The following is a 26,854-nucleotide window of genomic DNA, read 5'->3' as shown; positions in this document are numbered from 1 at the left end:
GGAGATGGACGTGGGTGGTGGTCAGTCGTGGGTGACCGGTCGGTCTGCGCGGGTCGTCATGCCTCTCGCCGGGAGCGGATCACCGCGAAGGCGCCACCGCCGATCACCAGGACCGCCGCGGCTCCGAGCGCCACCCACATCGTGGTGTTGCCGGACGACTCCGAGGTTGATCCTGTCGTCGATGCCGGGCCACCTGAAGGGTCTTTCGGCGCTTGTGACGAGGCTGATGCGGAGGGGGAGGCGGCGGCGTCCTTCGTGACGCCGGTCGCGTTCTCCTTCGCAAGCGGGTCGGTGCCGGCCGCGCCGGGGTTGATGCCGCCGTTCTCCAGCACCTTGCGGGGGCGGATCAGGCCGTACCCGAGGTAGGTGCTGGGGTCGTTCTTCGCCCAGTCGCGTCCGGCGGTGTCGATCAGGCTGGCGAGTACCTGGTTCGCCGTCCAGTCCGGGTGGGCCGACCAGATGAGGGCGGCGGAGGCGGAGGCTATTGCGGTGGCTTGGCTGGTGCCTTTGCCTGTGCAGTAAGAGCGGAAGGTGTTGTCGCACCAGGAGGGCACGTTCAGCCCGGGAGACGCCAGGTCGACGTAGTTGCCACGCTCCGAAAAGCTCGCAACCTTGCCGTTCTCGTCCGAAGCTGCCATTCCTACGACGAAGGGGTATGCCGCCGGGTAGCCGATGAGGTCTCTTTTCTCCCCCTCGTTACCCACTGCGGCAAACATCAACTTGCCCTTGGACCAGGCATACTTGACCGCCGCCTCTTCCGCCTCCGTACCCCCCGGACTGCCGTAGGACATGCTGATGATCTTGGCATCGCTGTCGGCGGCGGCCTTGATTGCCTGAGCGGAGTTGGCGGTCTTCGTTCGCTCGGCCTTGCTCTTCAAATCTTCGAACGCGATGCGGTAGGGGACGATCTTCGCTCCCGGTGCAAGGCCTTTCAGACCACCACCGGCACCCGTACCGGCGATCAGTTCCGCCATGGTGGTTCCGTGCCCGTCGTAGTCCTTTGTAGCGCCGTACGCCACAGTCTGCGGCACCTCAGCGGTGAGCACCTGTCCCTTCAAGGAGGAGGTGTTGGGGTTGACGCCCGAGTCGATGACCGCCACCTTGACCCCCTTGCCAGTGCTCACCTTCCACATCTCGTCAGCCTTCATCGCCGACAGGTACCACTGCTGGGACTGAACGTCTGCAGCTGTCGCGCTCGGAGCCAGGCCTGCCGACAGGACGGCCAGTGCGCCAAGCGCTGCGCATACGGCGGAAACCCGTCTTCTGCTCCGTTCCGCACAGGGCGTGCTCCGCCCGGCGCGTCGGCTGATCCCTGACACCATGCCTCTGTCTGTCCTCGCTCTTGTCCGGTCAGTCGGTCGACGACGGGTCGTCGCGTCGCTGCTCACGGCGTGTGCGCGTCTCGCCGGCACCCCGATTGCCTGCGGCACCACGTGTCCCGCCGACGCTTCCGGGCCCGCGTCCGTCGTTCCTGGACCCAGCAGCCCGCCCTGGCGGCGTTCCGACGACTCCGCCAGGACTGCCGACAGAACGACGAGATGTCTGCCCGGCGCTCGTGGTCGAGCCCGGTGCCCCGATCACTCCGCGTTGACCGGGCCTCTCGCCCGCGCCGCGCGAAGTGGGCGGGTTCTGAGCGCCGATGACTGTGCCGCGAGACGCCCTGGAAGCAGTGGGTCCAGGGGTGGTGGCTCCGGTGACCGGCTTCCCGCCGACCACACCATCGGTGGTACGCCCGACGCCTGCTCGACCGGTGACGCTACGCCCAGGGTTCGTGGCTCCCATTCCAGGAGCGGAACCGCGCGGAACTCCGTTAGCCTGCGCAGTAGCAGGCCCGGTTGCCCTAGGTGCTCCACCGATCACACCCCGCCCCATGGGGCCGGTTGAGCGAGCGCCTGCCTGCCCTGACGTGACAGCACGCGCCATCGGTCCCATGGGCCCGGTTCCTGTGCGTCCCACCGGCATACCAGCGGCTCGCCCCTGTGCTGAGGCCGGATTTTTCGTTGCGGACACACCGCTGATGCCCGACGCACGCCCGAGTGGACCGCGCGCCACTGAGGGTGCCGTGACGGGTGCCATGGGGGCAGGCGTTGCGACTGGGGTGACGTTCGGACCCGCCGTCGAAGGCGATGTCACGGGTGTCGGCTTCGCGATTTCTGGCGGCTGCAAGGTACCGACGCTGTCGATTTTCATACCTACGTGCCGGTCCGGCACCGTGAAGGAATCGTCCGTGTCCTTGACGGGTGACAGAGAAACATCGTGGGGCGAGCGGTCACCAGAAGCGCTCACAGCGTGGTGACTCGCGGTCTCTGAAGCGCTGGTACTCGAGAGCGAGGGGGTCTTCGTGAGCGCAGGGGGCTCCACCCCCCAGCGCAGCGGCGGCGCAGGTACCCCCGCGTCGGGCATCTTCGGGAACACCGGCTCCTGCGCCGTCTGCATCATTCCGCCCGACACCGTGTAGAACGACGCCAGTCGGTACATCTGGTTGATGGCTTCCTGGCGGTGGCCCTCCGCCTTCACCGCTGCCGTGTACTCGTCGTTGCTGTCGACCCGCTTGGCCTCGGGGATGTCGTCGACCTTCTTGGGGTCGGTGCGGCCGTCGCGCGGGGGCATGGACTTGCGTACGGAGGCGAGTCCCGAGCTCGCGGCGAGGACCTGGGTGCCCACGACGTCGGCGTAGTCGGCCAGGCCGTAGGCGGTGGTGACCAGGTCGTTGCCCCAGGTGGTGAAGGCGGTGTGGGCTTCGCCCTTCCAGTCGACGTCACCCAGGTTGAGGCTGAGTTCCTCGGCCGCCTTGGTGATGGCGTCCCGGGCGGCCACGAGGGCGGTGCCCGCGCTCTCCACGAGTTCGGGGTTCGAGGACTCGACGATGTCGATCATGTCGTTGAGGTCGTAGCCCTCGAAGCTGGTCTTGCCGAAGTGGAAGCCGCTGTTGAGTCCCCAGGGATTGATGACCTTGGGCACGTTCATGACCGCGTCGAGAGTGCCGTTCTGCTGCGCGGCTTCCTGGCGTTCGGCCTCGTACGGGTCCGGCTGCTTCTTGCTGTCGCTCTCGCCGCTCATCAGTACCCCGCGTCAGTGTGGTCGGCGTCGTTGTCGCGCTTGGCGTGCTCGTCGAGCATCTCGTCGCGTTCCTGGTTGACCTCGGCGCGGATCTCGTGGAACCGGTAGCGAAGGTCCTCGTCGAGGTTGTCGAAGGTGACGTCCACCCCGTGGACGGCGATCTGCATCGCCTCCAACTGAAGCCCGAGCGACTTGGACAGTGACGTGATCCGCTCGTGGACGCGCTCGTACTCCAGGTGAAGCGCCTTCGCTTCCGGGAAGTTCCCCATGCCGAAGGCGGTTTGCGACAGGCTGTGCGCCGCGACCTTCGACGAACCGCCGGCTGAGTCCTCGAAGGACTTGAGCAGGTCGTCCACTCGCTTCTTGAACGTCGAGAGCGCCATCAAGCCACGCCGTACGTCGGCGGCTCCACCGCCCATGTCTGCAGGAAGCACGAAGCTTTCCCTCCCCGTTTTGCGCTGCTGTCCTGAGCAGCCCGCACTCCTCAAGTGTTCATGACCGCAACGCGACCACTCTACTGACTGCCTACGACAGTCCCAACTGCCCTATGCATCGAATGTGCTACGGCTCATCGAGGCTTCACACACTCCTCACGACTACAGGGTGCGGGCGCCATCGGCCCTCACGTACCCGGTAGTTGGCCGGCCTCATCGGCCGCCGCCACCCTCCTCGCCCGCCGCCGCGCGTCGCGGATCGCCACCGCTGTGCCGCTGAGGCCTGCGACGAGGACCGCCGCGGCCACGGCGACGTACGTCGCGAGGCGGGTGTTCCGCTCGTCCGGGGTTTCACCGACCTGGAACTTCGCCGCGGTGGGGGCCTCCGCTCGGGCAAGGCCCTCCCTGGGGTCGGGGGACTCGATCGGGTGGTCGTCCTCGGTGAGGGCGCGGACCGGGTCGACGACGCCCCAGCCGACCAGGCGGTCGTGGCCGGCGATCGTGCGCTCGGCGGTCTGCTCGATCTGGGCGACGATCTGGCGAGCGGTCCAGCCGGGATGCCGCGCCTTGAGCAGCGCCGCGACGCCCGCGACGTACGGCGCGGAGAAGCTCGTGCCGTTGTCGGAGCAGTGGCCTCCCTGGGGGACCGTGGAGATCATGTCGACGCCGGGGGCCGCCACGCCGACGAAGTCACCGGACTGGGAGAAGGAGGCGCGTTCGTTGTTGCGGTCGGATGACGCGACCGCGAGGACGCCCTCGTAGGAGGCCGGGTAGGTCTTCTTGTCGTTGCCGCCGAGGCCGTCGTTGCCGGCTGACGCCACGACCACGATCTTCTGGGCGAGTGCCTCGTCGATCGCGTTCTCCAGGGTGGAGGACGGTCTCATCGCGTTCGCCGTGTCCTGGGAGATGTTGATGACCCCGGCCTTGGCCTGGACGGCGTAGCGGATCGCCGCGGCGAGGGTATCGGTGGTCCCGTGGCCCTCCGCGTCGTTCTGCTGGATCGGGATGATCGTCGCTTCGGGGGCCAGGCCCACGAAGCCGGTGCCCTCGGCGGGGCGGGCGGCGATGATGCCGGCGACCTTGGTGCCGTGGCCGACGGTGTCGGTCGTGCCGTTCTCCTTGCCCCGCTCGATCGGGTCGCCGTTCTCGTCCTTGAGGCCCTTGGGCAGGAAGTTCCGGCCGCTCTTCACGTCGACGGCGTGGGCGAGTTGGGGGTTCTTCACGTCCACGCCCGTGTCGATGACGGCCACCCGCACGCCTTCACCCCTGGAACGGCTCCACAGCTCCTCCATCAGCACACGCTGCAGCGACCAGGGGCGGCCCGGGTACAGGCCGTTGGGGAACTGGCACTGGTCCGAGTAGGGCAGCTTGTCCGCGGCCGCGGCGGGGGGTGCGACGACCGTGGCCATCGTCACCAGGGTCGCCGCCGCCGCCAGCGTCGTACGCAACACGGTCGTCCCCTCTCAGGAGCCCTGCGGCTGGCGTGCCGCGGCCGTCGACAGACGGGGGCCGGTGGGCAGGAACTTGGACCAGGCGACGGGGATCGGAGCCGGATCGACGTCCTTGTAGCCGAGTCGGCTCTGCGCCTGTCGCGCCTCTTGCTGCAGTTGCTTGCGCTGCTCGGCCGTCGTGCCGATGCCGGCGTCGTCCGTGGCGCTGTCCGCGTTGGACTGCAGGACGTAGCGCAGGCCCGTGTCGGTGACCAGGAAGACGGGGCCGGTCTTGGTCGCCTCGCCCTGGAACTGACGGTAGAGCTGGCCGGAGCCGGGGGTGACGTAGGCGCTGGAGGAGCCGGCGGGCAGCTTCTCGGGGAAGTCCGTGCCCGCCCAGGTGCTCAGGGTCGTGGCACCGGAGCCGGCGTCCACGCCGCGCAGGACGTTGCAGACCGTGCTGCGGCTGCCGGAGGCCGCCGAGGCGTCGTTGACGGGGGTGGGGTCACCGGTCGGCCAGCGGTGCTCGGTGCCGAACGCCTGGCCCGGGACGATCGCGCCGGGGCTGACTTCGCGCGCCTGGCCGGCCTGGCCGACGCGAGCCAGTTCCTCGCTGAACAGCAGGAGTTGGGCGACGAAGGCGGAGACGGGCGCCACCCGGCCGGGCAGGACGACGTAGTACTGCTCCTGATTGTTGTCGAACGCCTTGAGCACCATGCCCACCTTGTCGGCCGACTCGTCCAGTTGCCCCGGCGCGTCGGCCGGCTCGCCCGGCCGGCCGGTGATGTCGGGGAAGGTGATCGCGTCGCCCCGGTGCAGGGTGGCCAGCCACTCCGCGGACACCTTCTGGGGCTGCCGGCCCGAGCCGACCACGGCGCGCAGCAGCAACTCGTCGCTCTTGTCGATCGGGTACGCCCGGCCGTCCGCGTCGACGACGTAGCGCTTGCCGTCGGGGTCGCTCACGTAGAGCAGTTGGCCGCCGTCGAGGCGGCCCTTGCCGTCGGTCGCCTTCATGTCACGGGCGGAGAGCACCAGAGCGGCCTTCTGCACGGAGTCGCCGCCGCCGGCGCTCGGGCGCTCGCACACCGCCCAGCGCTTCGCGCTGCCCGCCTCGGAGGGAGAGGGCAGGCGGTCGGGTGCGTACGGGATGCCGATGGTGACGCCGTGCGGGATCTTGCCGTCGTCGAGGACGGACTCGGCGACGGTGACGACGTCTCCCCCGCCCTCCTCCAGCAGCAGTTTCGCGGAAGCCATGTTGAGGACGGGGTGGAGCTGGACCTGGCCGTCGGTCTTCAGGACGACGTATCGCGTGGTCGACTTGCTGGCGACGATCACCTTGGCGTTGGGTTCGTCCCAGCCTTTCGGCGCGGTCGGTTTGAACATGCCCCACGCCCCGAAGACCGCCATGACGACGACGCCCACGACGGCGCCGGGCAGGATCGCGCGCAGCGGTCGTGGCGCCCCCTCCTCCGACCCGTCTGATGACGACTGCAGGAAGGCCGCGAGCGTACGGCGCTTCGCGAAGGTGTAGGCATTGAGCTGATCGCGCCGGGATGCCATCTGTCTCTGTCTCTCCCCGTTTCCGGCCTGGCCGCACCATCGGGGCCGCGGTCGCCGCCCCGATGTCAGAGCAGCCCCCTACTATGCCTGGTGTCGGACGGCGCCCGGGGAGCGGGTAAGGTTCCCGGGCCGTCAAGTGCCCTGTGCGGTGCTGGAATGCGGGCGGGACGTGAGCAGAGCGGGGGGATCGTGTGATGGCCGTGGGAACGCGCGTACGCTCCGGCCGGTCGCGGACGCGGGGCGGCTCGGAGCCGCTGACGGAACCGTCGCGACAGGGGTCCGCTTCGAGTCCGCTCCAGATCAGGGCACGTTCGGGTCAGGGCGGGGCATTCCGGCTGCAACGCCTCGTTCTGTGGGAGGTCGCCGCCGCCGCCCTGCTCGTCGGATGGGCTATCGGCCCGGTGGGCCTGGTCGTCGCGGGCGTTGTGGCCGTCGCGCTGGTGGCTCTCTCCGTCGCGCGTCGTCGCGGCCGCTCCCTTCCGGAGTGGCTGGCCACCGTGCGGGCGCTGAAGGCCCGGCAGCGGTTCGCCCGGAAGTTCGAGGTGCCACCAGGCACCGAACCGGGCTTCGGACCGGCCCTGGAGTGCGACCCGAGTCTGCGGACGTACACCTATCGCGGCCGTGACCGGCGTCCCGTGGGGATCGTCGGTGACGGCACGTTCGTCACCGCCGTCCTCATGGTGGAAGCGGACGCGACCGCGTTGCGGGCCGAGCGTGACCGGCAGCCGCTGCCGCTGGCTCTGGTGCACGACGCGCTGGAGGTGGACGGGATCCGCCTGGAGTCCGCTCAGATCGTGCTCCACACCCAGCCCGCGCCGGCGCTTCATCTGCCGCCGCAGTCCGTGGCCGTCTCCAACTACGCGCCGCTGCAGGAGCAGACCGGCGCCCCGGCTGTGCGCATCACGTGGATCGCGCTGAAGCTGGACCCCGAGCTGTGCGCGGAGGCCGTCGCCGCGCGTGGGGGCGGCCTCGTCGGAGCGCAGAAGTGCGTGGTGCGGGTCGCCGACCATCTCGCGAGCCGGCTCACGGGGGCCGGGTTCCGTGCGACCGTCCTCGACGAGGAGCAGCTGACGACGGCCATCGCCACATCGGTGTGCGCCAATCCGCTGGTGACGGCGGAGGCCGGACGGACCGGAACGCTGGACCGGCGCACCGAGGAATCCAGCCGCAGTTGGCGGTGCGACAACCGCCGGCACACCACGTACTGGCTGCGGCGGTGGCCCTCGCTGGGCGGCGGCGCCGGTCCTTCGCTCCCGCAGTTCGTCGCCCTGGTCACCGCGGTCCCCGCCCTCACGACGACGTTCAGCGTCACGCTCACGCCCGGTGACCGGCAGGAGGTGTCCCTCACCGGGCACGTCCGGGTGACGGGGCGCAGTGACGACGAACTCGTGGCGGCCCGGCGCTCGGTGCAGGGCGCGGCCCGGCACACCGGTGCGGGTCTTGCCCGTCTCGACCGGGAACAGGTTCCCGGCGTCCTGGCCACGCTGCCCCTCGGAGGTGTTCGGTGACGGTGTCGACGGCGGGGGCGGCCACCGCGCCCGGGGAGCCGGAACCCGTTTCGGGCCGCCGGGGCGCTCGGCTGCTGCGCGGCGGCTTCGGGCTCATCGGCCCACGGCACGGCCGTCATTCGGCGACCGTGGAACAACTCGCCTCGCTGACTCTTCCCATCGGGGACGACGGCGTCGTCATCGGTGTCGATTCCGAGGGGCGGCCCGCAGTTCTGGGCCTCAACCGACCGACTCCCTATGACGTCGTCCTCGTCGGCGGTCTGTGGACGGCGCAGGTGCTGGCTCTGCGAGCGGCGGCGACCGGAGCCCGGGTGGCCGTGGAGACGGGACGGCCGCAGGCCTGGGCGCAGATGGTGCATGCCATGGGCGGCGGGCAGAACGGCCTGGCGGTGTACGAGGTGGGCCGGGTGCCCCCGCAGGGCGCCTCGGCCGGCACGCCGGTGCTGGTGGTGCGGGACTGCGGGATGCGTCCGCCGCGCGGGCGCGTGGCGTCCGGCCCGTGGCAGGCCGTGCTCACCCTGCTGCCGTACCTCAGCCCAGTGGCGCCGCGCCTCATCCGGCAGGCCCGGCTCGTGGGCGTGCAGCGCATCTCGCCGGACGAGTCAGTCGATCTAGGGCGGGAGTTGACGCTTTCCCGAGAGGATGTGGAGGCCCTGCCCACCCTCATGGACGGATTGACGCTCTGGTGCTCCGACCGTGACCGGCAGTACGTGATGACGCAGCCCACGGACGCGGAGGTCGGACTGCTGGGCACGCCTCGGCGGATGGACTGAAAGGTCGTTGCGCATGAGCGTCCGATCAGGGCGCGTGGTGCGGTAGCGCGAGGGTGCCCGAGGTCGGTCCGCGTCCTCGCTCCTGGACGGTCGATGCGGGCAGGTGGCTTGCGTCGGGCGGCGGTCGGCGTGATGGACTGGTGCGGAGGTACGGGCGGGCCTGCCGGGGTGGGGTCGCTGGTGATTAGGCTGGACGCGGGCGCGGCACCAGACCCGTGGACAGGTGGCCGGCGTCTCAGGGGGAGAGCCGGTGGCCGTACGACCCGCAGCGCGGGCGTGCACTGCTCGCACTTCCTCGGCATCGAACGACTTCGGACGACAAGAACTGGTCGCCCCGGCACGGCATGAGGGTGCTCGACCACACCAGGAGGAACTGTGAGCAGCGATCGGGACGGGATCCGCGGGGGCTGGGCCACACCCGGCGATGACCAGCCCGACGCGGAGTCCGCCGTCGAGGCGACGGGCGAGTTCACCATCGACTACGCGCCGCCTGCCTGGTACACGCAGAACGCGGCCGGGGCGGCCGGGGGGTCGGCAACGCCCTCCCCGGCGGCGGGTCCGGGGGCGACGTCCCCTGCGGCTCCGGAGGCGGCTTCCGAAGGGGCCTCCCCTACGGGTCCTGCGACGGCTCCCCCGGCGGCGGGTCCTGGCGCGTCTTACCCGGCTGGGGGTCCTGGAGCGGCTCACCCCGCGGCGGCTCACCCGGCTGCGGGTCCTGGAGCGCCTCACACTGCTGCGGGTTCCGGTTCGGACGCCGGGGTGGGGTCCGGAGTCGGTTCCGGGGCGGGAGACGGATCGCAGCCCGGGGCGGCTGGTCCGGGGGCGCCCGGGGGGCAGTTGCCCGTCGACGGTCCCCCTCCCGGGGTGGCTACGCCGGCCCACACGAACGCCCCGTCCGGGGCTCCGTTCGCGCCTCCGCTTCCTCCCGTGCCGCCCGCGCCTCCTGGGCCCGGAGCCCCCTTCGCTCCGCCGGCGGGGCCCGGGGCGCCGTTCACTCCGCCCGCGGCCAGCGTGCCCGGCCCGTCCTCGGGCACCGGGGTCGAGCCGCAGGAGGCGCGGTCCGGGACTCCCGGTGCCGACGCCTCCCCCGGTGACGCGCCGGACGGTGCCGGGAACGGGGACCTCGAGAGCGGCGCCACCATGCGTTTCTCGGCGGTCGCCCTCAAGCGGGAGATCGCGGGGAACGCGGCCGCCGCTGCGGCCGCCGGCGCTCCTGATGACGCCGACGCCTCGACGGAGGCGCAGGCCGCGCAGACGGGTGCGGCCGGGGCCGCCGATGAGTCCGGTGATTCCTCCGCCGTCTCGACGGACCTGCCTGTGGCGGCCGTTGCCGAGGAGACGCCCGCGCATGCAGTAGGCAGTGCGGACGACGCCCAGGCTGTCGAGGGTGGACCGGACGCCTCGGCGCAAGCCCAGGCGCACGTCGACGCCGGGGCCGAGGCGGCCGGCGTGACCGAGCCGGTCCAGGACGCCGTCGCTCACGGCGGGGAGCGGCCCGAGGTTGCTGCGGCCCCCGAAGACGCCTCGCCGCAGGGCGACGCTCCAGCCGGCGCGCAGGACGACGCTCCCGCCGGCCCGCAGCGGACGCCGTCCGACGCGGCCCCCGCGGGAGCGGTCGAGCCGCAGGAGGCGCCCCCCGCGGTGGCTCAGGGTGAGGCCGCCGGGCCGCAGGACGGCGTGGCGACGAGTGTTCCCGAAACGCAGGACGACCTCCAGGCGAGCGCCCCTGAACCGCAGGGCGACGTGGCGACGAACGCCGCCCCGCCGCAGCACGCCCCGACCGCGGACCTCCCGGACGCCGCCCCCGCGAGCGCCGCCGATGCCCAGCCCCAGGACACCCCGAACGGGAACGCCCCGGCGAGTGCCGACGCGCCGGCCGCTCCGCCTGCCTGGACACCCCCGCCGGTGCCTCAGAGCGGGGTTCCGCCGCTCCCTCCGTCCTACCAGCCCGCCGCACCGGCACCGGCCGCGCAGTGGCCTGCCCAGCCGCCGCAGACGGATTCGGCGGCCACCGCACCGGTGCCGCAGCCGCCCGTCCCTCCGGCGGCCTGGAACCCGCCGCCCGCGCCGCCGGCCGGTTACGGGTTCCCGCAGCCCCCCGCGCCCCAGCAGCCGGGGCCTGCCGCGCAGCCTCACCCGCAGCAGGGTCACGGCTTCCCGCTGCCTCCGGCCGCCCCGCAGCCGGACGCCGCGCCCACCCCCCAGCCCGGCTACGGCTTCCCGCAACCCCCGTACCAGCAGCCCTCCCCGGTGCCGGCGGAACAGCCGCAGCCCCCGGCGGCGCAACCGCCCGCCGCACCCGCGCCCAACCCCCAGCCCGGCTACGGCTTCCCCCAACCCCCGGTGGCCAACACCCCGGCCGGTTACGGCTTCCCGCAGCCCGGGCCCCCTCCCCAGCAGTCCGGCCCGGCCGCTTCGGCTCCCCAGCCGCCGGCCGCACCCGACGCGCAGGCCGGTTACGGTTTCCCGCAGACCGCCGGAGCACCGGCACCCGGGCCGCAGCCCGGTTACGGCTTCCCCCAGCCCCAGCCGCCCGTGGGCCACCCCCGGCCTCCGCAAGCCCCCCAGGCCCCGGAGACTCCTGACGCCCCCTGGGCTCAGCACGGCCCCCACCAGTCCGATGTGCCTCAGGCGCCCCCCGCGGCCCAGCCTCCGCACCAGCCCGTGGACCCCCGTGCCGGGGCCGCGTGGCCGCAGCCCGTTCAGCACGACCAGCGGCAGATGGTCAACCCCGGTGCCGCGCCGCTGGGTTACACCGCGGCCGTGGAGCTGTCCTCCGATCGGCTGCTCAACAACAAGAAGCAGAAGGCGAAGAGCGGGCGGCCCGCCGCCGCGTCCTCCCGGTTCAGGATCGGGGGCAAGCGCGAAGAGGCCGAGCGGCAGCGGAAGTTGGAGCTGATCCGGACGCCCGTGCTGTCCTGCTACCGCATCGCCGTCATCAGCCTCAAGGGCGGCGTGGGCAAGACCACGACGACCACCGCGCTCGGTTCGACCCTCGCCAGCGAGCGGCAGGACAAGATCCTCGCCATCGACGCCAACCCGGACGCCGGCACGCTCGGCCGCCGGGTGCGGCGCGAGACCGGGGCGACCATCCGTGACCTGGTCCAGGCGATCCCGTACCTCAACTCCTACATGGACATCCGGCGGTTCACCTCCCAGGCCGCCTCCGGCCTGGAGATCATCGCCAACGACGTCGACCCGGCCGTGTCCACCACCTTCAACGACGAGGACTACCGGCGCGCCATCGACGTCCTCGGCAGGCAGTACCCGATCATCCTCACCGACTCGGGCACCGGCCTGCTCTACAGCGCCATGCGCGGGGTGCTGGACCTCGCCGACCAGCTGATCATCATCTCGACGCCGTCCGTCGACGGCGCGAGCAGCGCCAGCACGACGCTGGACTGGCTGTCCGCGCACGGGTACTCCGAACTCGTCTCACGGTCCATCACCGTCATCTCCGGTGTGCGCGAGACCGGCAAGATGATCAAGGTCGAGGACATCGTCGGGCACTTCGAGACCCGCTGCCGCGGTGTCATCGTCGTTCCGTTCGACGAGCATCTCGCCGCCGGCGCGGAAGTCGACCTCGACATGATGCGGCCGAAGGTGCGGGAGTCCTACTTCAACCTCGCGGCGATGGTCGCCGAGGACTTCGTCCGGCATCAGCAGCTTCAGGGCCTGTGGACCAACGACGGCAACCCGCCGCCGGTCGCCGCCCCGCCCATGCCCGGCCAGCAGATCCCGGGTCAGCAGCCCATGCCGGGACAGCCCGCGCCGGGACAGCAGTACCCCGGGCAGCCGATGCCGGGGCAGCCCATGCCTCCCGGCCAGCCGTACCCCCAGCAGCCCCCACAGGCCCAGCAGCCCCCGCAGTACCCCCAGCAGCCCGGCGGCCAGCCGTACCCGCCGCAGCCCGGCCAGCCGTACCCCCCGCAGGAGCCGCAGGCCCATCCCCCGCAGGAGCCGCAGGCCCATCCCCCGCAGGGGCAGCCCCACCCGCAGCAGGGGCAGCCGTATCCGCCGCAGCCGCTGTACGGTCAGCCGCCGGCCGGCCACCCGCAGGGTCCGGACGGGCAGACCCCGCCCCCTCCCCCGCCGCCGCACCAGCAGTGAGTCGTGGCGGGTGAAGCATGAAGGGCGGCCGGTGTCCTGGAACACCGGCCGCCCTTCCTGTACGCGATGTACGCGATGTGCGCGATGTGCGCGATGTGCGCGACGTACGCGACGTACGCGATATGCGCGACGTACGCGCGGTCGACGGCTACCGCGCCGCAGCCACCAGCTCCCGGCAGCGCTGCACGTCCTGCGCCATCTGTTCCAGCAGCCCCTCCAGGGACTCGAACTTCGCCTGGCCGCGGACGAAGGCGAGGAAGTCGACGGCGACGTGCAGCCCGTACAGGTCCAGGCCGACGCGGTCGATCGCGTACGCCTCCACCGTGCGCTCGGTGCCGTCGAACTGCGGGTTGGTGCCCACGGAGATCGCGGCCGGCATCGCCTCGCCGCCCGCGTGCAGCCAGCCGGCGTAGACGCCGTCGGCGGGGATCGCGGTGTGGGGCAGCGTCTCGACGTTGGCCGTGGGGAAGCCCAGCTCACGGCCGCGCTGGGCGCCGCGCACGACCACACCCTCCACACGGTGCGGGCGGCCGAGGATCTCGCCGGCGCCGGTCACGTCCCCCTCGGCGACCAGGCGCCGGGTCAGGGTGGAGGAGAACGGCTCGCCGCCGCCGGCCTCACCGGTCACGTACAGGTCGACGACCTCGACCTCGAAGTCGTAGACCTTGCCCTGCTCGGTCAGGAACTCGACGTCGCCCGCCGCCTTGTGGCCGAAGCGGAAGTTGGGGCCCTCGACGACCGCCTTGGCGTGCAGCTTGTCGACCAACACCTTGACGACGAAGTCGGCGGGCGACAACTTCGAGAACTCCGTGGTGAACGGGAGGATCAGCACCGCGTCCACGCCCAGGTCGGCCATCAGTTCGGCCCGGCGGTGGTGCGGGGCGAGCAGCGGCGGATGGCTGCCCGGGCGGACGACCTCGCTGGGGTGCGGGTCGAAGGTGACGACGACGGAGGGCACGCCCAGTTCACGGGCGCGCTCGACGGCGTGCCGGATGATCAGCTGGTGGCCGCGGTGCACCCCGTCGTACGAACCGATGGTGACGACGCTGCGCCCCCAGTCCTGGGGGATGTCCTCCAAGCCACGCCAGCGCTGCACTGTGACCGCTCCTCGAACCCGTGTCCGTGTCGTACATCGGTTGCTTCGTACGTGTGTTCGTCGACCGCTTACGCAGCGACCCGTACGCAGCTCTAAGAGTGCCATGCCGGGTGGCCCCGGCCCGCATCGGCATGGGTGCTGTGACTCGGCCCACGCAGGGAGGGGGCGTCACACGGGGACACGACGGACGCCGGGCCGTTCTCCAGGGCGGCGCGGGCGGTGACACGGCGGGACAGCGCGGGCGCGCCGGCGTCGGCGAGGACGTGCAGCAGCACGAGCGCGCCCTCGTGCGGGGCGGGCACCCCGTCGGGACGAACCACGGTTTCCCCGTGCGGGGCGGGCGCGGGATCGGCGGGGCGGGTCAGCAGCGCGTGGGCGGTGTGGCGCAGCAGTTCGCGGTCGGCGGCGGTGCGGGCGTGAGGCGCGACGCGCAGGGCGTACGCAGTGGCGGCGACGCGCCGGACCGGCCGTTCGTCGTGGGCCCAGCGGTGCACGGCCCGGCACAGGGCGGACGGTTCCTCCTCGGCCAGGACGGCGAGGAGCTCGTCGGCGCGGGCGTGGGCGCGGGCGGCGAGGAGCTCGACGAGGTCGTCCGGCGCCGCGTGCCGGTGGGTGTGCAGCAGCGCCTGCGCCGCCGTCGCCACGGTGGCGTGCGGCGTCGCGGGCAGCGGGCGCTCGTCGTCGAACCAGAGGGCGAGCTGCGGCTGTACGGCGAGTGGGTCGTCGTTGAGGAGGCGGGCGACGGCGTCGAGGTAGCGGGGCGCGTCGACGGCGTGCGGGGCGGCGTCGGCGACGACCAGCCGGCGCAGGAGGTCGAGACGGGCGTCGACGGGGAGCGCGAGCGTGGCCCAGAAGTCGGGGGCGAACTCGCTCGGCGGCTCAGCCCGACCCCACGGTTCCGCGCCCCCCGCCGGCTGCCCTGCGGGCCGCCCCCGCCACCGCGCCACGAGGTCGGCCAGCGGGCGCAGGACAGCGAGGTACGGCGTGGCGTCGGGGACGCCGCGCAGGGTCTCGCCCAGCAGGCGCGCGGCCCACCAGGCGTCGGGGCCGGCCCGCAGCGCGGCCGTCAACTCCCCGAGTGTGTCGGAGAGTCGGCGCGGTCCGTGATGGCGGGCGAGGAGCAGCAGGGCCTGGACGACGGGGCCGATGCGGTGGTGCGGGACGGGCAGCGGGCGGGTGTCGGCCAGGGAGCCGCGGCGGCCCCGTGCGCGTACGAGGACGTTCAGGGCCTCGTCGAGGTCGAGATGAGCGCCCTGGATCCAGTCGGCGAGTTCCTCGTGGGCGAAGCGGTAGCCGGCGCCCGCGGGGACGAAGACGCCCTCGGCCAGGACGGCGGACGCCCAGCCGGTGCCGCCGCCGAGCCGGGCGGGCGCGGGTCCCCAGGGGAACACCGCCTCGAACGCGGCGCGGTCCAGCGCTCCCTGGCCCGGTCCGAGGCTGCGCCGGGCGGCCTCGTGGACCTGTCCGGCCACCTTCGCCGCGAGCAGTCGTACGGCGGTACCGCGCACGCCGTTCTCGGCGGCCAGGCGCACCGCGACGCGCAGGCACATCAGGTCCAGGTGGGCGGCGAGGACGGCGTCGCGGTCCACGGGGACGCCGGGGGCCTCGGGCAGGGCGGCGCGGACCTCGGCGTAGAGGCGCAGTGTGAGGGGGTGGCGGGCGTCGGCGTGGGTGAGCTCGGCGTCCGGGACGCCGTAGCGGGCGCGGGCCTCCCGCGCCTCGGCCGGGGTGAGATCGCCGAGGAGGACGCACGGGGGCAGCGCCGGGGCCGGACGGCCGTGCAGCAGCTCGGCGGGGTACCGGGCCCCTGCCTCCTCCCAGTACTCGGCGCGGCACGCCACCACGAGCCGCGCACCGGTCTCCCGCAGCCACCCGGCCGTTCCGTCGGTCCACTCGCGCAGGCGGCCCGCCGGAGCGGGGGGCATCTCCTCGGGTCCGTCGAGGAGCAGCAGCAGGGGGCGGCCGGCGCTCCGGGCGAGTCGGGCGAGTCGCTCCGGGGTGAGTTCGCCGGGGTCGCCCTGGACCGGCCGGGACGCGGTCACGATACGGGCCGCGCGGGTCAGCGCCCGCCGGGCCGCGTCCGCGATCGAGACGTCCTCCTCCCTGAGGTCGGCGCCGCGCAGCCACAGGGTGGGCGCGGGCCGAGGGTCCCGGGCGCGGCGGGCGGCGAGCGACGCGAGTTCGGTCGTACGGCCGCTGCCCGGCGCTCCGACGAGGGCGAGCACGGCCGCCGGACCCTCGGCGAAGTCGGCGAACTCCCTCGCGATCACCGGGCGTTCGACCGGTGGGACCGCGGTGAGGAAGTCGGAGCCGACCGAGGTGGCCGTGAGCTCCAGCAGCGCCGCGGGGTTGAGGTCGGCGCCGTAGGCAGGGACCGTCGCCGCGTTGCGGGCGAGCAGGTCGGCGAGGGGACCGTCGGAGGGGGCCGGGCGCAACGGGACGGCGAAGCCGGCCTCGCGGTGGCCGGTGCTGAGGGCGGTGCTCAGGACGGCGACGACGGCGCCGGTCGCGGCGTCGAGCACCGGGCCGCCGGCGGCGCCGCCGCCGCGTCGCAGCGCGTCCCGGCCGGCCGTGCCGATCGCCAACTCCAGTGCGCCGTGGAGGAGATGGGACCCGTGGGTGGAGGTCGCGGGGACCGCGGCCAGCACGCGTGCCTCACGCCAGCAGCCGGCGGTCAGCCGGACGTAGGCGCCCGCCTCGACGTGGTCGCGGACGGTGAGCGGCAACGGCTCGCCGTCGAGCCCTTCGGTGCGTACGAGTGCCAGGCCGAGCTCCGGCAGCGCGGTCACCGCGTCGGCGTTCACCGCGTGGCCGCGCCCGTCGGCGTCCTCCACCACGAGAGGCCCCGGGCCGTCGACGACCTCGTGGCCGGTGAGCACCGTGCCGTGATGGTCGGCGAGGAACCCGACGCCGCGCGGGCGGCCCAGGGGGTCGCGGAAGCGGACGAGCGAGCGGTCGGGGGGAAGGAAGGGGTGGTCGCCGGGACGGGAGGCGCCACCGCAACCCCCGGTGCCGTCCGGGCTCGGAGTCTCGTCCGGGCGCGGAGTCTCGTCGGGGCACGGAGTCTCGTCAGGGCGCGGAGTCTCGTCAGGGCGCGGGCGTCGTTCGTTCATCGTCGTACCCCTGCGCCCGTCCGCTTCCGCTGCCGTCTGCCGTCCGCATAGCTCTGCCGCTCTGCAGCCCGAACGGTAGGCCCGGAAAGATCGGCAGGACCAGCGCACATGGCGAACGCGCCCCCTTGCGCTCCCCGGCTTGACTCCGAGCGCCTGCCGGACGGGTGAATGAACGCACCCCGTCGGACACAGCCTAGGGATGGGGGAACCGAGGGGGACCGTGGAGCGGCGGCACAGCAGGCCCCGTGTGCCGCCGCTCCACGGGCGGTCCGGCCGGAGGTCAGCCGAGGACGGCCAAGCTCTTGGCCTTGCCCTTCTGTTCCTCCACCAGCGCGAGGAAACGGCCCTCGGGGTCGAAGACGGCCACGGCTCCGACGCCGGCGTACTCCTCGGGCATCTCCAGCCGGACGCCGTTCATGAGCAGCCGGGCCCGGCGTGCGTCGACGTCCCAGCGGGGGAACGCGGCCGCGGCGGCCTGGGCGATCGGCATCACGGTCAGCTCCTCCTGGAGCTGCTCGAGGGTGCGCGCGGAGTCCAGGGCGTAGGGGCCGACGCGGGTGCGGCGCAGCGCGGTGAGGTGGCCGCCGACGCCGAGGCCGGCGCCCAGGTCGCGGGCGAGGGCGCGGATGTAGGTGCCGGAGGAGCAGACCACCGAGACGACCAGGTCCATGACGGGGGTGCCGTCCTCGGCGACGGCCTCTCGGACGTCGTAGACCGTGAAGGTCGAGACGGTCACCGGGCGGGCGGGGATCTCGAACTCCTCGCCCTCACGGGCCCGCTTGTACGAGCGCACGCCGTCGATCTTGATGGCGCTGACCTTGGACGGGACCTGCATGATGTCGCCGGTCAGCTCGGCGACGCCGGCGTCGATCGCGTCCCGGGTGACATGGGAGGCGTCGGTGGCGGAGATGATCTCCCCCTCGGCGTCGTCCGTCACGGTGTTCTGGCCCAGCCGGACGGTCCCCAGGTACTCCTTCTCGGTGAGGGCGAGGTGCCCGAGGAGTTTGGTCGCCTTCTCCACGCCGAGGACGAGGACGCCCGTCGCCATCGGGTCGAGCGTGCCGGCGTGGCCGACGCGGCGGGTCTTGGCGATCCCCCGCATCTTGGCCACGACGTCGTGCGAAGTGAAGCCCGACGGCTTGTCGACGATGACGAGGCCGTCGGGCGCGGTGTGCTTCCGGTTCATTCGGCGGCGTCGTCCGTCTCGTCCTCATCGGGCTTGCGGTACGGGTCGGCGCCGGCGGCGTACGCGGCGCCCGCGGACGCCTCACGCACCTTCTCGTCGGACTGGCGCGCCTTGTCGAGGAGGTCCTCGATGGTGCGCGCGTTGTCCGGCAGGGCGTCGGCGACGAAGGCGAGCGTCGGCGTGAACTTCACGCCGGCGGCGCGGCCCACCTCGGAGCGCAGGATGCCCTTGGCGCTCTCCAGACCGGCGGCCGCGGCCTGCCGCTCCTCGTCGTCCCCGTACACGGTGTAGAAGACGGTCGCCTCCCTGAGGTCACCCGTGACGCGGGTGTCCGTGATGGTGACGTGGGAACCGAGCCGCGGGTCCTTGATCCCGCGCTGCAGCTTCTGCGCCACCACCTCTCGGATGAGGTCCGCCAGCCTCTTGGCGCGCGCGTTGTCGGCCACTGGTCCGTCTCCCGTTCTTGTTCTTCTGCTTGCGTTGTGTGGTCGGTGTCCGGTCAGTCGTCTTCCCCGTGGATGCGGCGTCTGACCGACAGCAGCTCCACTTCGGGACGGCCGGCGACCAGCCGTTCGCAACGGTCCAGTACGTCGGTCAGGTGCTCCGCGTCACCGGACACCATGGCCAGGCCGATGACGGCCCGGCGGTGCAGGTCCTGGTGGTCCACCTCGGCCGCGCTCACCGCGTACTTGCGCTGGAGCTCGGCGACGATCGGGCGGACGACGGAGCGCTTCTCCTTCAGCGACCGGACGTCGCCGAGGAGCAGGTCGAAGGACAGTGTCCCCACGTACATGTGTACAGCCGGTTCACCCGCCGGCGCGGGATAGATGGCCCTGCCCTCCATGGAGCAGGGGCATCAAGAACGGTACCGCGTACCCGCCGGCGGCTCGACAGAGTTTCCGGCGGGGCCGCCCGGGGGCGTGGGCCGCGGTACTGCCCGTAACGGGCCGCTGGCCGACGGGACCGTGGTCCCGTCGGCCAGCAGCTTGCGCCGTGGGTGTCACACCCGCGGCTTCTCCCGCATCTCGTACGTCGCGATGACGTCGTCGACCTTGATGTCGTTGAAGTTGCCGAGGTTGATACCGCCCTCGAACCCTTCGCGGATCTCGGTGACATCGTCCTTGAAGCGACGCAGGCCCTCGATGTTGAGGTTCTCCGCGACGACCTTGCCGTCGCGGATGAGGCGCGCCTTGGTGTTGCGCTTGACCTCGCCCGAGCGGATGAGGACACCGGCGATGTTGCCGAGCTTGGACGACTTGAAGACCTCGCGGATCTCCGCCGTACCGAGCTCGTGCTCCTCGTACTCCGGCTTCAGCATGCCCTTCAGGGCCGCCTCGATCTCCTCGATCGCCTGGTAGATGACCGAGTAGTACCGGACGTCCACGCCCTCGCGCTCGGCCATCTGCTGCGCACGGCCGGCCGCGCGCACGTTGAAGCCGATCACGATGGCGTCCGAGCCCATCGCCAGGTCGATGTCGGACTCCGTGACCGCACCGACGCCGCGGTGCAGGACGCGGATGTCGACCTCTTCGCCGACGTCCAGCTGGAGCAGGGACGACTCGAGCGCCTCGACGGATCCGGAAGCGTCACCCTTGATGATCAGGTTCAGCTGCTGGACCTCGCCGGCCTTCAGCGCGGCGTCCAGGTTCTCCAGGGAGAACCTGCGCGTGCGCTTGGCGAAGGCCGCGTTGCGCTCGCGGGCCGCGCGCTTCTCGGCGATCTGGCGGGCGGTGCGGTCCTCGTCGACGACGAGGAAGTTGTCGCCCGCACCCGGGACGTTGGTCAGGCCGAGGACCTGGACCGGCGTCGACGGGCCGGCCTCGGCGACGTTGTTGCCGTTGTCGTCGAGCATGGCGCGCACTCGGCCGTAGGCGTCGCCCACGACCATCGTGTCGCCGACCCGCAGGGTGCCTCGCTGGACGAGGACCGTCGCCACGGCGCCGCGGCCGCGGTCGAGACGGGACTCGATGGAGATGCCCTGCGCGTCCTGGTTCGGGTTGGCCCGCAGGTCGAGCGAGGCGTCCGCGGTGAGGACCACGGCCTCCAGCAGCGAGTCGATGTGCAGACCCTGCTTGGCGGAGATGTCGACGAACATGGTGTCGCCGCCGTACTCCTCGGCCACCAGGCCGTACTCGGTCAGCTGACCGCGCACCTTGGTCGGGTCGGCGCCCTCGACGTCGATCTTGTTGACCGCGACGACGATCGGGACGTCGGCCGCCTTGGCGTGGTTGAGCGCCTCGACCGTCTGCGGCATGACGCCGTCGTTGGCCGCGACGACCAGGATCGCGATGTCCGTCGACCGGGCACCACGGGCACGCATGGCGGTGAACGCCTCGTGACCCGGGGTGTCGATGAAGGTGATCGCGCGGTCCTCGTCGTTGACCTGGGTCGAGACCTGGTAGGCACCGATGTGCTGGGTGATGCCGCCGGCCTCGCCCGCGATGACGTTCGTCTTGCGGATGGCGTCGAGGAGCCGGGTCTTGCCGTGGTCGACGTGACCCATGACGGTGACGACCGGCGGGCGGACCATCAGGTCCTCCTCGTCGCCCTCGTCCTCGCCGAACTCGATGTCGAAGGACTCGAGCAGCTCGCGGTCCTCCTCCTCGGGGCTGACGATCTGAACCTCGTAGTTCATCTCGCCCGCGAGGAGCTGCAGCGTCTCGTCGGAGACGGACTGCGTGGCCGTGACCATCTCGCCGAGGTTCATCATCACCGCGACGAGCGACGCCGGGTTGGCGTTGATCTTCTCGGCGAAGTCGGTGAGCGACGCACCGCGCGACAGGCGAATGGTCTCGCCGTTGCCGCGAGGCAGCATCACGCCGCCGACCGACGGGGCCTGCATGGCCTCGTACTCCTGGCGCCTCTGCCGCTTCGACTTGCGACCGCGACGCGCGGGACCGCCGGGACGGCCGAAGGCGCCCTGCGTGCCACCACGGCCACCGGGACCGCCGGGACGACCACCGAAGCCGGGACGACCGCCGCCGCCACCGCCCGGACCGCCGGGACGGCCGGCGAAGCCGCCGCCACCGCCGCCGGGACCGCCGGGACGACCGGCGAAGCCGCCGCCACCGCCGCCGGGACGACCGGCGAAGCCGCCGCCGCCACCGGGACGACCGCCGCCGCCGCCGGGACGACCGCCGCCGCCGGGACCACGGCCGCCGGGGCCGCCGCCGGGACGCGGGCCGGCAGCGGGACGCTGCGGCATCATGCCCGGGTTGGGACGCGGGCCGCCGGGACGCGGACCGCCCGCGCCGCCCTGCGGACGCGGCATGCCGGACGGGGACGGACGGGAACCGCCGGGAGCCTGCGGACGCGGACCGCCGCCCTGGGCGCCGGGTGCCTGCGGACGGGGGCCGGCGCCGGGAGCGCCGCCGGGACGCGGACCGCCGGGGCCGCCCTGCGGACGGGGCGACTGCGGACGGGCCATACCGGCGTTGCCGCCGGAGGTGAAGGGGTTGTTGCCCGGACGGGGACCGGCCGGACGGGCGCCCGGACGCGGCGAGCCGCCACCGGGACGCTGACCCTGCGCGGCCGGGCGCTGGCCCTGACCGCCGCCCTGCTGACCCTGACCGGGCGCGGGACGGCCGCCGGGCTTGGGCGCACCGGGGCGCGGGCCCTGGGAGGCCGGCTTCGGGGCGGCCGGGGGCGCCGGCGGAGCGGTGAACTCCGGGGCGGCCGGGGCCGGACGCGGCGCGGGCCGCGGGCCCGGACGCGGGCCGGGGGCCGTCGGCGCGGGGCCCGACGGGGCGGACGGGGCCGACGAGGCAGCCGGGGCGGCCGGGGCCGCGGGCGGCTGAGCCGTCGGGGGCTTGGGGGCGGCCGGCCGCGGTGCGGCCGGGCCCGGACGGGCCGCCTGCGCCGGGGAGGGCGCCGCGGGCCTGGGGGCGGCCTTGCGCGGGGCGGGCTTGGCGGACTTGCCGCTGCCGCCGCCCTGGAAGGCGTCAGTCAGTTTGCGTACCACGGGCGCTTCGATGGTCGAAGACGCCGAACGGACGAATTCACCGAGTTCTTGGAGCTTGGCCATGACGACCTTGCTCTCCACGCCGAACTCCTTGGCGAGTTCGTATACCCGGACCTTAGCCACTTCGCTCCTTTTAGGTCCGGGTTGCGGCCGGACCGTCGCTACTTCATGGGCGTACTCATCGCGTGCTCATCGAGTGCTCATCGCAATCTCGACCTACTTCCAACTCGCGGGGTACCTGGGCCGCGCGGGGGTTCCACGCAACGCTTCCTTACGGTGTTGCCTGATCGGCAACTGTCGTCTGCTCGACGTACCGGCGCAACGCCTTTGTGTCGAGCGCTCCTGGGGCACGCAACGCCCTCGTGAACGCCCGGCGGCGTACCGCCTGGTCGAGACAGACCAAGGCGGGATGCACGTACGCACCCCGGCCGGGCAGCGTACCGCGATGATCGGGGACGCAGGCGTCCTCGACCGCCACGATGCGCAGCAGCTCCGTCTTGGCCGTGCGTTCCCGACACCCCACACAGGTGCGTTCAGGGCATGATCGGTCGTGCGTCCGGCCAGACACAGTTAAGTCTACCTCCCCGCGGCGCCCTCACCCCTTTGGGGCAGGATTCGAACAGTTGCCGCGCGTATAACTGACGTGATCTGAGCGTGCCGAGGCCTGGATCTATTCCCCGGCCTGCTCGGTGTCGGGCCGGATGTCGATCCGCCAGCCGGTCAGCCGGGCGGCGAGCCGGGCGTTCTGCCCTTCCTTGCCGATCGCCAGCGAGAGCTGGTAGTCCGGCACCGTCACGCGCGCGGAGCGGGCCGCCATGTCGACGACCTCCACCTTGGACACCCGGGCGGGTGACAGCGCGTTCGCCACCATCTCGGCCGGGTCGTCCGACCAGTCGACGATGTCGATCTTCTCGCCGTTCAGCTCGCCCATGACATTGCGCACACGTCCGCCCATGGGGCCGATGCAGGCGCCCTTGGCGTTCAGACCCGAACGGGTGGAACGGACCGCGATCTTCGTACGGTGACCGGCCTCACGTGCGATGGCGGCGATCTCGACGGACCCGTCGGCGATCTCCGGCACCTCCAGCGCGAACAGTTTCTTCACCAGGTTGGGGTGCGTCCGCGAGAGCGTCACGGACGGGCCACGCACGCCCTTGGCCACCCGGACGACGTACGACCGCAGGCGCATGCCGTGCTGGTAGGTCTCGCCGGGGACCTGCTCCTGCACCGGCAGGATGGCCTCCAGCTTGCCGATGTCCACGAGCACGTTCTTCGGATCGCGGCCCTGCTGGACCACACCGGTGACGATGTCGCCCTCACGGCCGGCGTATTCGCCGAGCGTCGCGTCGTCCTCGGCGTCGCGCAGGCGCTGCAGGATCACCTGCTTGGCCGTGGTGGCGGCGATACGGCCGAAGCCGGACGGCGTGTCGTCGAACTCGCGGGGCTCCTGCCCCTCCTCGAGGTCGTCGGGGTCCTCCTTCGCCCACACGGTCACGTGACCGGTCTGCCGGTCGAGCTCCACGCGCGCGTGACGGCGGCTTCCCTCGGTGCGGTGGTAGGCGATGAGGAGGGCCGACTCGATCGCTTCGACCAGCAGGTCGAAGGAGATCTCCTTCTCCCGGACCAAGCCCCGCAGGGCGCTCATGTCGATGTCCACGGCTACGCCTCCTCCTCTTCCTTCATGTCCTTCGCGTCCTGCGCGTCTTGCTTGTCCTTGCGGTTGAACTCGACCTGCACGCGCGCCTTGTCGATGTCCGTGAACGCGATCCGGCGGGCGGTGGCCTTGCGGCCCTTGACTCCGGGAACCTCGACGTCGACGCCTTCGTCGTCCACGGTGAGGACGCGGGCGACGAGTTCGCCGTCCTCGCGCAGCTGGAACTTCACCAGGCGGTCGGTGGCACGCACGTAGTGGCGGTGCTCGGTGAGGGAGCGTTCCGCGCCGGGGGTGCCGACCTCGAGGGTGTACTCGCCTTCGCCCATCGCGTCGGTCTCGTCGAGCTTCGCCGAGAGCGCGCGGCTCACATCGGCGATCCGGTCCAGGTCCGCTCCGGTGTCGGAGTCGACGACGACGCGCAGCACCCGCTTGCGTCCGACGGAGTCCACGGCGATCTCTTCGAGGTCCAGGCCCTGGGAGGTGACGAGGGGTTCCAGCAGTTCTCGCAGCCTCTCGCTCTGGGTGGTGCTCATCCGGGTGACTCCTCGGCCGCGTGTGCTGTTGTGGGATGGGTCGCGTGTCTGATCAAAGGGTATCGGGTCGCGGGGGGTGTTGCCGTCCACCGGGCGGTGCCGGTGACCGCCGGGGGCCGGGGGCGCGGGTACGGTGATCACGGGTGTGCCGCGCGTGAGCGGGCCCTGATCGGTGTTCCCTTCGAGTTCCCCGAGGACGTCTGCCGTGCCGTTCCCTCCGCCGCCGCGCGCCCTGTCCGGGCCGCGCAGAAGAGCCCTGCTGGCCACCGCCGCCGGGACCGCCCTGCTGATGAGCTGCTCGGGGCCCGGGGACTCCGGTGAGGAGGGCCCGGGCGGCAGTCCTTCGGCGGCGGAGCGGGCACGCGCGCGTGCGGCCCGGGACAGCGCGGCGCTGGCGGCGCGGTACGACGCCGTCCTCGCCGCTCATCCGAGGCTGGCGGCGCGGCTGACGCCGCTTCGGGCGGAGGTGGTGCGGCACACGGAGGCGTTCGGGGGCGCCGCGACGGCGTCCGGTGCGCCGGGAACGAGCGGGGCGACGGGGGCTCCGGGACCGACGCCTTCGAAGCCGACGGTCTCCGGGGCGGCGTCTTCCGGGGCGGCTTCGGCCTCCCCTTCGGGGGCATCCGCTTCCGGGGCGGCTGCCGGCGGCCGTTCCGCACCGCCCGCCTCCCCGGCCGTTCCGGCGAACGAGAAGGACGCCCTCGCCGCTCTGGCCGCCGCCGAACGGACGCTGGCCGACGACAGGGTCGCGGCCCTGGCGGGCCTGCCGGGCGAACTGGCCCGGCTGCTGGCCTCGGTGGCGGCGGCCGGCGCGGCGCACGCCTATCTGCTGACGGAGGGGACCCGATGAGCGGCACACAGGGCACGAAGGGCGCCGCCGAGGGCTCCGAGATGACGGCCCTGCAGGCGGCGCTGGCCGCCGAGCACGCGGCGGTGTACGGGTACGGGGTCGTCGGCGGGCGGATCGGCGAGCCGCGGCGCGCGGAGGCCCGTGCGGCGTACGACGCGCACCGGGCGCGCCGGGACGCACTGATGCGTCAGGTCCGCGACCTCGGCGGTGTGCCGGTGGCGGCGAGCGCGGCGTACGCGCTGCCGTTCGCGGTGGCGGACTCCGCGTCGGCGGTGCGGCTCGCCGCCGAGCTGGAGGAGCGGGTGGCCGGGGTCTACTCGGACCTGGTGCGGGCGGCCGGGGGCGCACGGCGCCGTGAGGCGGCCGGGGTGCTGCGGGAGGCGGCGGTCCGGGCGGTGCGCTGGCGCGGCGGGAGCGTAGCCTTCCCTGGTCTGGCGGAGCGGGCCGGCTCGGCCCCGGATCCGGCCGCCACCGGTGCCGGAGCCTCGGCCACACCGGCGCCGACGGGATGAAGGCGGACGCCCGCCGGGCCGCGAGAGCCGGGCGGAACGGACCGGCGACCACGCATCGCTGAGCATCGAGTACCACTGAGCACGCACGAAGCACGAAGCACCACCGGATCCAGCAGCACGACCACGAAGGGACGGCTCGCGCATGGCTTTCGAACCGCCGCCGCGTCTGGTCAGGGCGCTCGGTGAGACGGCGCCGGACGGCGACGAGTGGCTGGCGGCGCTGCCCGAAGCGGCCCGACAGGCCGCCGCTCTACGCGAGTTGACCGTCGAGCGGGTACAGGTGCCGGGCGGGCGCAGCAGCCTCGTGGTGCTGGTGCGGTACGCGGACGGCACGCCGGCGGTGCTGAAGCTGGCCCCGCCCCGGTTCCGGCCGGAGGCCGAGCGGGCCGCGCTCGCGCACTGGGGCGGGCTGGGCGCCGTACAGCTGAAGGAGGGGCCCGTCGGCGAAGGGGTGCTGGTGCTGGAGCGGCTGCATCCCGATGTGTCGGTGCGGTCGCTGCCGGAGGCGAAGGCGCTGCTGGAGGCGGCGGGAACGCTCAGACGGCTGTGGGTGGAGCCGCCGGGCGGGGAGTCGTTCGAGACCGTCGCCGAGCGGACCGGGCGGCAGGCGGAGGCGATGCGGAACACCGCCGCCGGCTCCGAGGCGGGCGCGCTGGTGGACGCGGCGCTCGCGGCGCGTGCGGAGTTGCTGGCCGCGCCGCCCGAACACCGGCTGCTGCACGGGACGTTCCGGCAGAGCAAGGTGCTGGCGGGTGAGCGTATGCCGTGGCTGGCCGTGGGGCCCGATCCGGTGGTGGGCGAGTGTGCCTTCGACCTGGCCCGGCTGGTGCGGGACCGGGTGGAGGATCTGATCGCCTCGTCGTCCGGGGCGTCGATCACGCGCCGGCGGGTGCGCAAGCTGGCGGACTCGCTGGAACTGGACCAGGAGCGGGTGCGGGGCTGGACCCTGTTCCGGGCGGTCGAGTCCGGTGTGCGCGCCCTGAGGGTGGGGCGGCCCAGGGACGCCGAACTGCTGCTGGAGTTCGCCGGCTGGCTTTAGGGCGTGTTGCGAGCCCGGCCGGAGCCGTCCCCTCC

At 72.8% G+C, this 26,854-nt stretch carries 20 protein-coding genes and 1 pseudogene; 7 read left to right on the top strand and 14 right to left on the bottom strand.

Going from position 1 to position 26,854, the window contains the following annotated elements; genetic code table 11:
• Positions 1–56: 56 nt before the first annotated feature.
• The 5 genes from ACIRS4_RS17280 to eccB form a co-directional block, all read right to left on the bottom strand.
• Complete coding sequence (locus ACIRS4_RS17280) at positions 57–1,148, bottom strand: S8 family serine peptidase (protein WP_404196092.1); 1,092 nt, start codon at positions 1,146–1,148, stop codon at positions 57–59.
• A gap of 202 nt (positions 1,149–1,350) precedes the next feature.
• A complete protein-coding gene (locus tag ACIRS4_RS17275; RefSeq protein ID WP_404196090.1) occupies positions 1,351–3,060 on the bottom strand; it encodes a hypothetical protein in 1,710 nt (569 codons plus the stop codon).
• The gene (locus ACIRS4_RS17270) at positions 3,060–3,494 is read right to left on the bottom strand and encodes a hypothetical protein (protein WP_404196087.1); all 435 of its coding nucleotides are present in this window, start codon (positions 3,492–3,494) and stop codon (positions 3,060–3,062) included. Before ACIRS4_RS17270 ends, ACIRS4_RS17275 begins: the two co-directional genes overlap by 1 nt.
• A gap of 188 nt (positions 3,495–3,682) precedes the next feature.
• Positions 3,683–4,903 carry a type VII secretion-associated serine protease mycosin gene (mycP, locus tag ACIRS4_RS17265; protein WP_404196162.1) on the bottom strand — a complete coding sequence of 407 codons (1,221 nt, stop codon included), beginning with the start codon at positions 4,901–4,903 and terminating at the stop codon, positions 3,683–3,685.
• A gap of 54 nt (positions 4,904–4,957) precedes the next feature.
• Positions 4,958–6,484: a type VII secretion protein EccB gene (eccB, locus tag ACIRS4_RS17260; RefSeq protein WP_404196084.1), complete on the bottom strand. Its 1,527-nt coding sequence runs from the start codon at positions 6,482–6,484 to the stop codon at positions 4,958–4,960.
• Between the two features lie 194 nt (positions 6,485–6,678).
• Between eccB and eccE the strand changes: the two genes are divergently transcribed.
• The 4 genes and pseudogenes from eccE to ACIRS4_RS17240 all read left to right on the top strand — a co-directional run bounded on the left by eccE (position 6,679) and on the right by ACIRS4_RS17240 (position 12,875).
• A complete protein-coding gene (eccE, locus tag ACIRS4_RS17255; RefSeq protein ID WP_404196082.1) occupies positions 6,679–7,992 on the top strand; it encodes a type VII secretion protein EccE in 1,314 nt (437 codons plus the stop codon).
• Positions 7,989–8,765, top strand: a complete 777-nt coding sequence (locus ACIRS4_RS17250; protein WP_404196080.1) for a hypothetical protein — start codon at positions 7,989–7,991, stop codon at positions 8,763–8,765. The genes eccE and ACIRS4_RS17250 overlap by 4 nt, the downstream gene beginning before the upstream one ends.
• A 375-nt stretch (positions 8,766–9,140) precedes the next feature.
• Positions 9,141–9,269: pseudogene (locus tag ACIRS4_RS17245) on the top strand (SCO5717 family growth-regulating ATPase); the annotation flags it as partial.
• A gap of 636 nt (positions 9,270–9,905) precedes the next feature.
• Positions 9,906–12,875, top strand: coding sequence for an AAA family ATPase (locus ACIRS4_RS17240; protein WP_404196160.1), 2,970 nt, complete (start codon positions 9,906–9,908; stop codon positions 12,873–12,875).
• A 148-nt stretch (positions 12,876–13,023) separates the two neighbouring features.
• Here the strand turns inward: ACIRS4_RS17240 and ACIRS4_RS17235 are convergent, their stop codons facing one another.
• The 9 genes from ACIRS4_RS17235 to rimP all read right to left on the bottom strand — a co-directional run bounded on the left by ACIRS4_RS17235 (position 13,024) and on the right by rimP (position 24,418).
• Positions 13,024–13,971 carry a bifunctional riboflavin kinase/FAD synthetase gene (locus tag ACIRS4_RS17235; RefSeq protein WP_404196077.1) on the bottom strand — a complete coding sequence of 316 codons (948 nt, stop codon included), beginning with the start codon at positions 13,969–13,971 and terminating at the stop codon, positions 13,024–13,026.
• A gap of 92 nt (positions 13,972–14,063) precedes the next feature.
• Positions 14,064–17,084 carry a trypsin-like peptidase domain-containing protein gene (locus ACIRS4_RS17230; RefSeq protein WP_404196074.1) on the bottom strand — a complete coding sequence of 1,007 codons (3,021 nt, stop codon included), beginning with the start codon at positions 17,082–17,084 and terminating at the stop codon, positions 14,064–14,066.
• Between the two features lie 280 nt (positions 17,085–17,364).
• On the bottom strand, positions 17,365–18,270 hold the full coding sequence (truB, locus tag ACIRS4_RS17225) for a tRNA pseudouridine(55) synthase TruB (protein ID WP_404196071.1): 906 nt from the start codon (positions 18,268–18,270) through the stop codon (positions 17,365–17,367).
• Positions 18,267–18,716: a 30S ribosome-binding factor RbfA gene (gene rbfA / locus ACIRS4_RS17220; RefSeq protein WP_403814178.1), complete on the bottom strand. Its 450-nt coding sequence runs from the start codon at positions 18,714–18,716 to the stop codon at positions 18,267–18,269. Before rbfA ends, truB begins: the two co-directional genes overlap by 4 nt.
• Positions 18,717–18,769: 53 nt before the next feature.
• Positions 18,770–19,063, bottom strand: a complete 294-nt coding sequence (locus ACIRS4_RS17215) for a DUF503 domain-containing protein (RefSeq protein ID WP_404196068.1) — start codon at positions 19,061–19,063, stop codon at positions 18,770–18,772.
• A 207-nt stretch (positions 19,064–19,270) separates the two neighbouring features.
• Positions 19,271–22,354 carry a translation initiation factor IF-2 gene (gene infB, locus ACIRS4_RS17210; protein WP_404196065.1) on the bottom strand — a complete coding sequence of 1,028 codons (3,084 nt, stop codon included), beginning with the start codon at positions 22,352–22,354 and terminating at the stop codon, positions 19,271–19,273.
• A gap of 148 nt (positions 22,355–22,502) precedes the next feature.
• The gene (locus ACIRS4_RS17205; RefSeq protein WP_404196062.1) at positions 22,503–22,799 is read right to left on the bottom strand and encodes a YlxR family protein; all 297 of its coding nucleotides are present in this window, start codon (positions 22,797–22,799) and stop codon (positions 22,503–22,505) included.
• A 102-nt stretch (positions 22,800–22,901) separates the two neighbouring features.
• The gene (nusA, locus tag ACIRS4_RS17200; protein ID WP_130444844.1) at positions 22,902–23,888 is read right to left on the bottom strand and encodes a transcription termination factor NusA; all 987 of its coding nucleotides are present in this window, start codon (positions 23,886–23,888) and stop codon (positions 22,902–22,904) included.
• 2 nt (positions 23,889–23,890) lie between these two features.
• Positions 23,891–24,418, bottom strand: coding sequence for a ribosome maturation factor RimP (gene rimP, locus ACIRS4_RS17195; RefSeq protein WP_404196060.1), 528 nt, complete (start codon positions 24,416–24,418; stop codon positions 23,891–23,893).
• A gap of 205 nt (positions 24,419–24,623) precedes the next feature.
• Between rimP and ACIRS4_RS17190 the strand changes: the two genes are divergently transcribed.
• From ACIRS4_RS17190 to ACIRS4_RS17180, 3 genes are all read left to right on the top strand, one after another.
• Positions 24,624–25,268 (top strand): hypothetical protein, encoded by a 645-nt coding sequence (locus tag ACIRS4_RS17190; RefSeq protein WP_404196058.1) that lies wholly within the window; start codon positions 24,624–24,626, stop codon positions 25,266–25,268.
• Positions 25,265–25,780, top strand: coding sequence for a ferritin-like domain-containing protein (locus tag ACIRS4_RS17185; RefSeq protein ID WP_404196055.1), 516 nt, complete (start codon positions 25,265–25,267; stop codon positions 25,778–25,780). Before ACIRS4_RS17190 ends, ACIRS4_RS17185 begins: the two co-directional genes overlap by 4 nt.
• A 142-nt stretch (positions 25,781–25,922) precedes the next feature.
• Positions 25,923–26,819, top strand: coding sequence for an aminoglycoside phosphotransferase family protein (locus ACIRS4_RS17180; RefSeq protein ID WP_404196053.1), 897 nt, complete (start codon positions 25,923–25,925; stop codon positions 26,817–26,819).
• Positions 26,820–26,854 lie beyond the last annotated feature (35 nt).

The sequence above is a fragment of the Streptomyces sp. NPDC101166 genome (assembly GCF_044768125.1).
Classification (GTDB): Bacteria; Actinomycetota; Actinomycetes; order Streptomycetales; family Streptomycetaceae; genus Streptomyces.
Note: the sequence above shows the minus strand (reverse complement) of the source record. Positions and strands in the feature narration are given on the sequence as shown.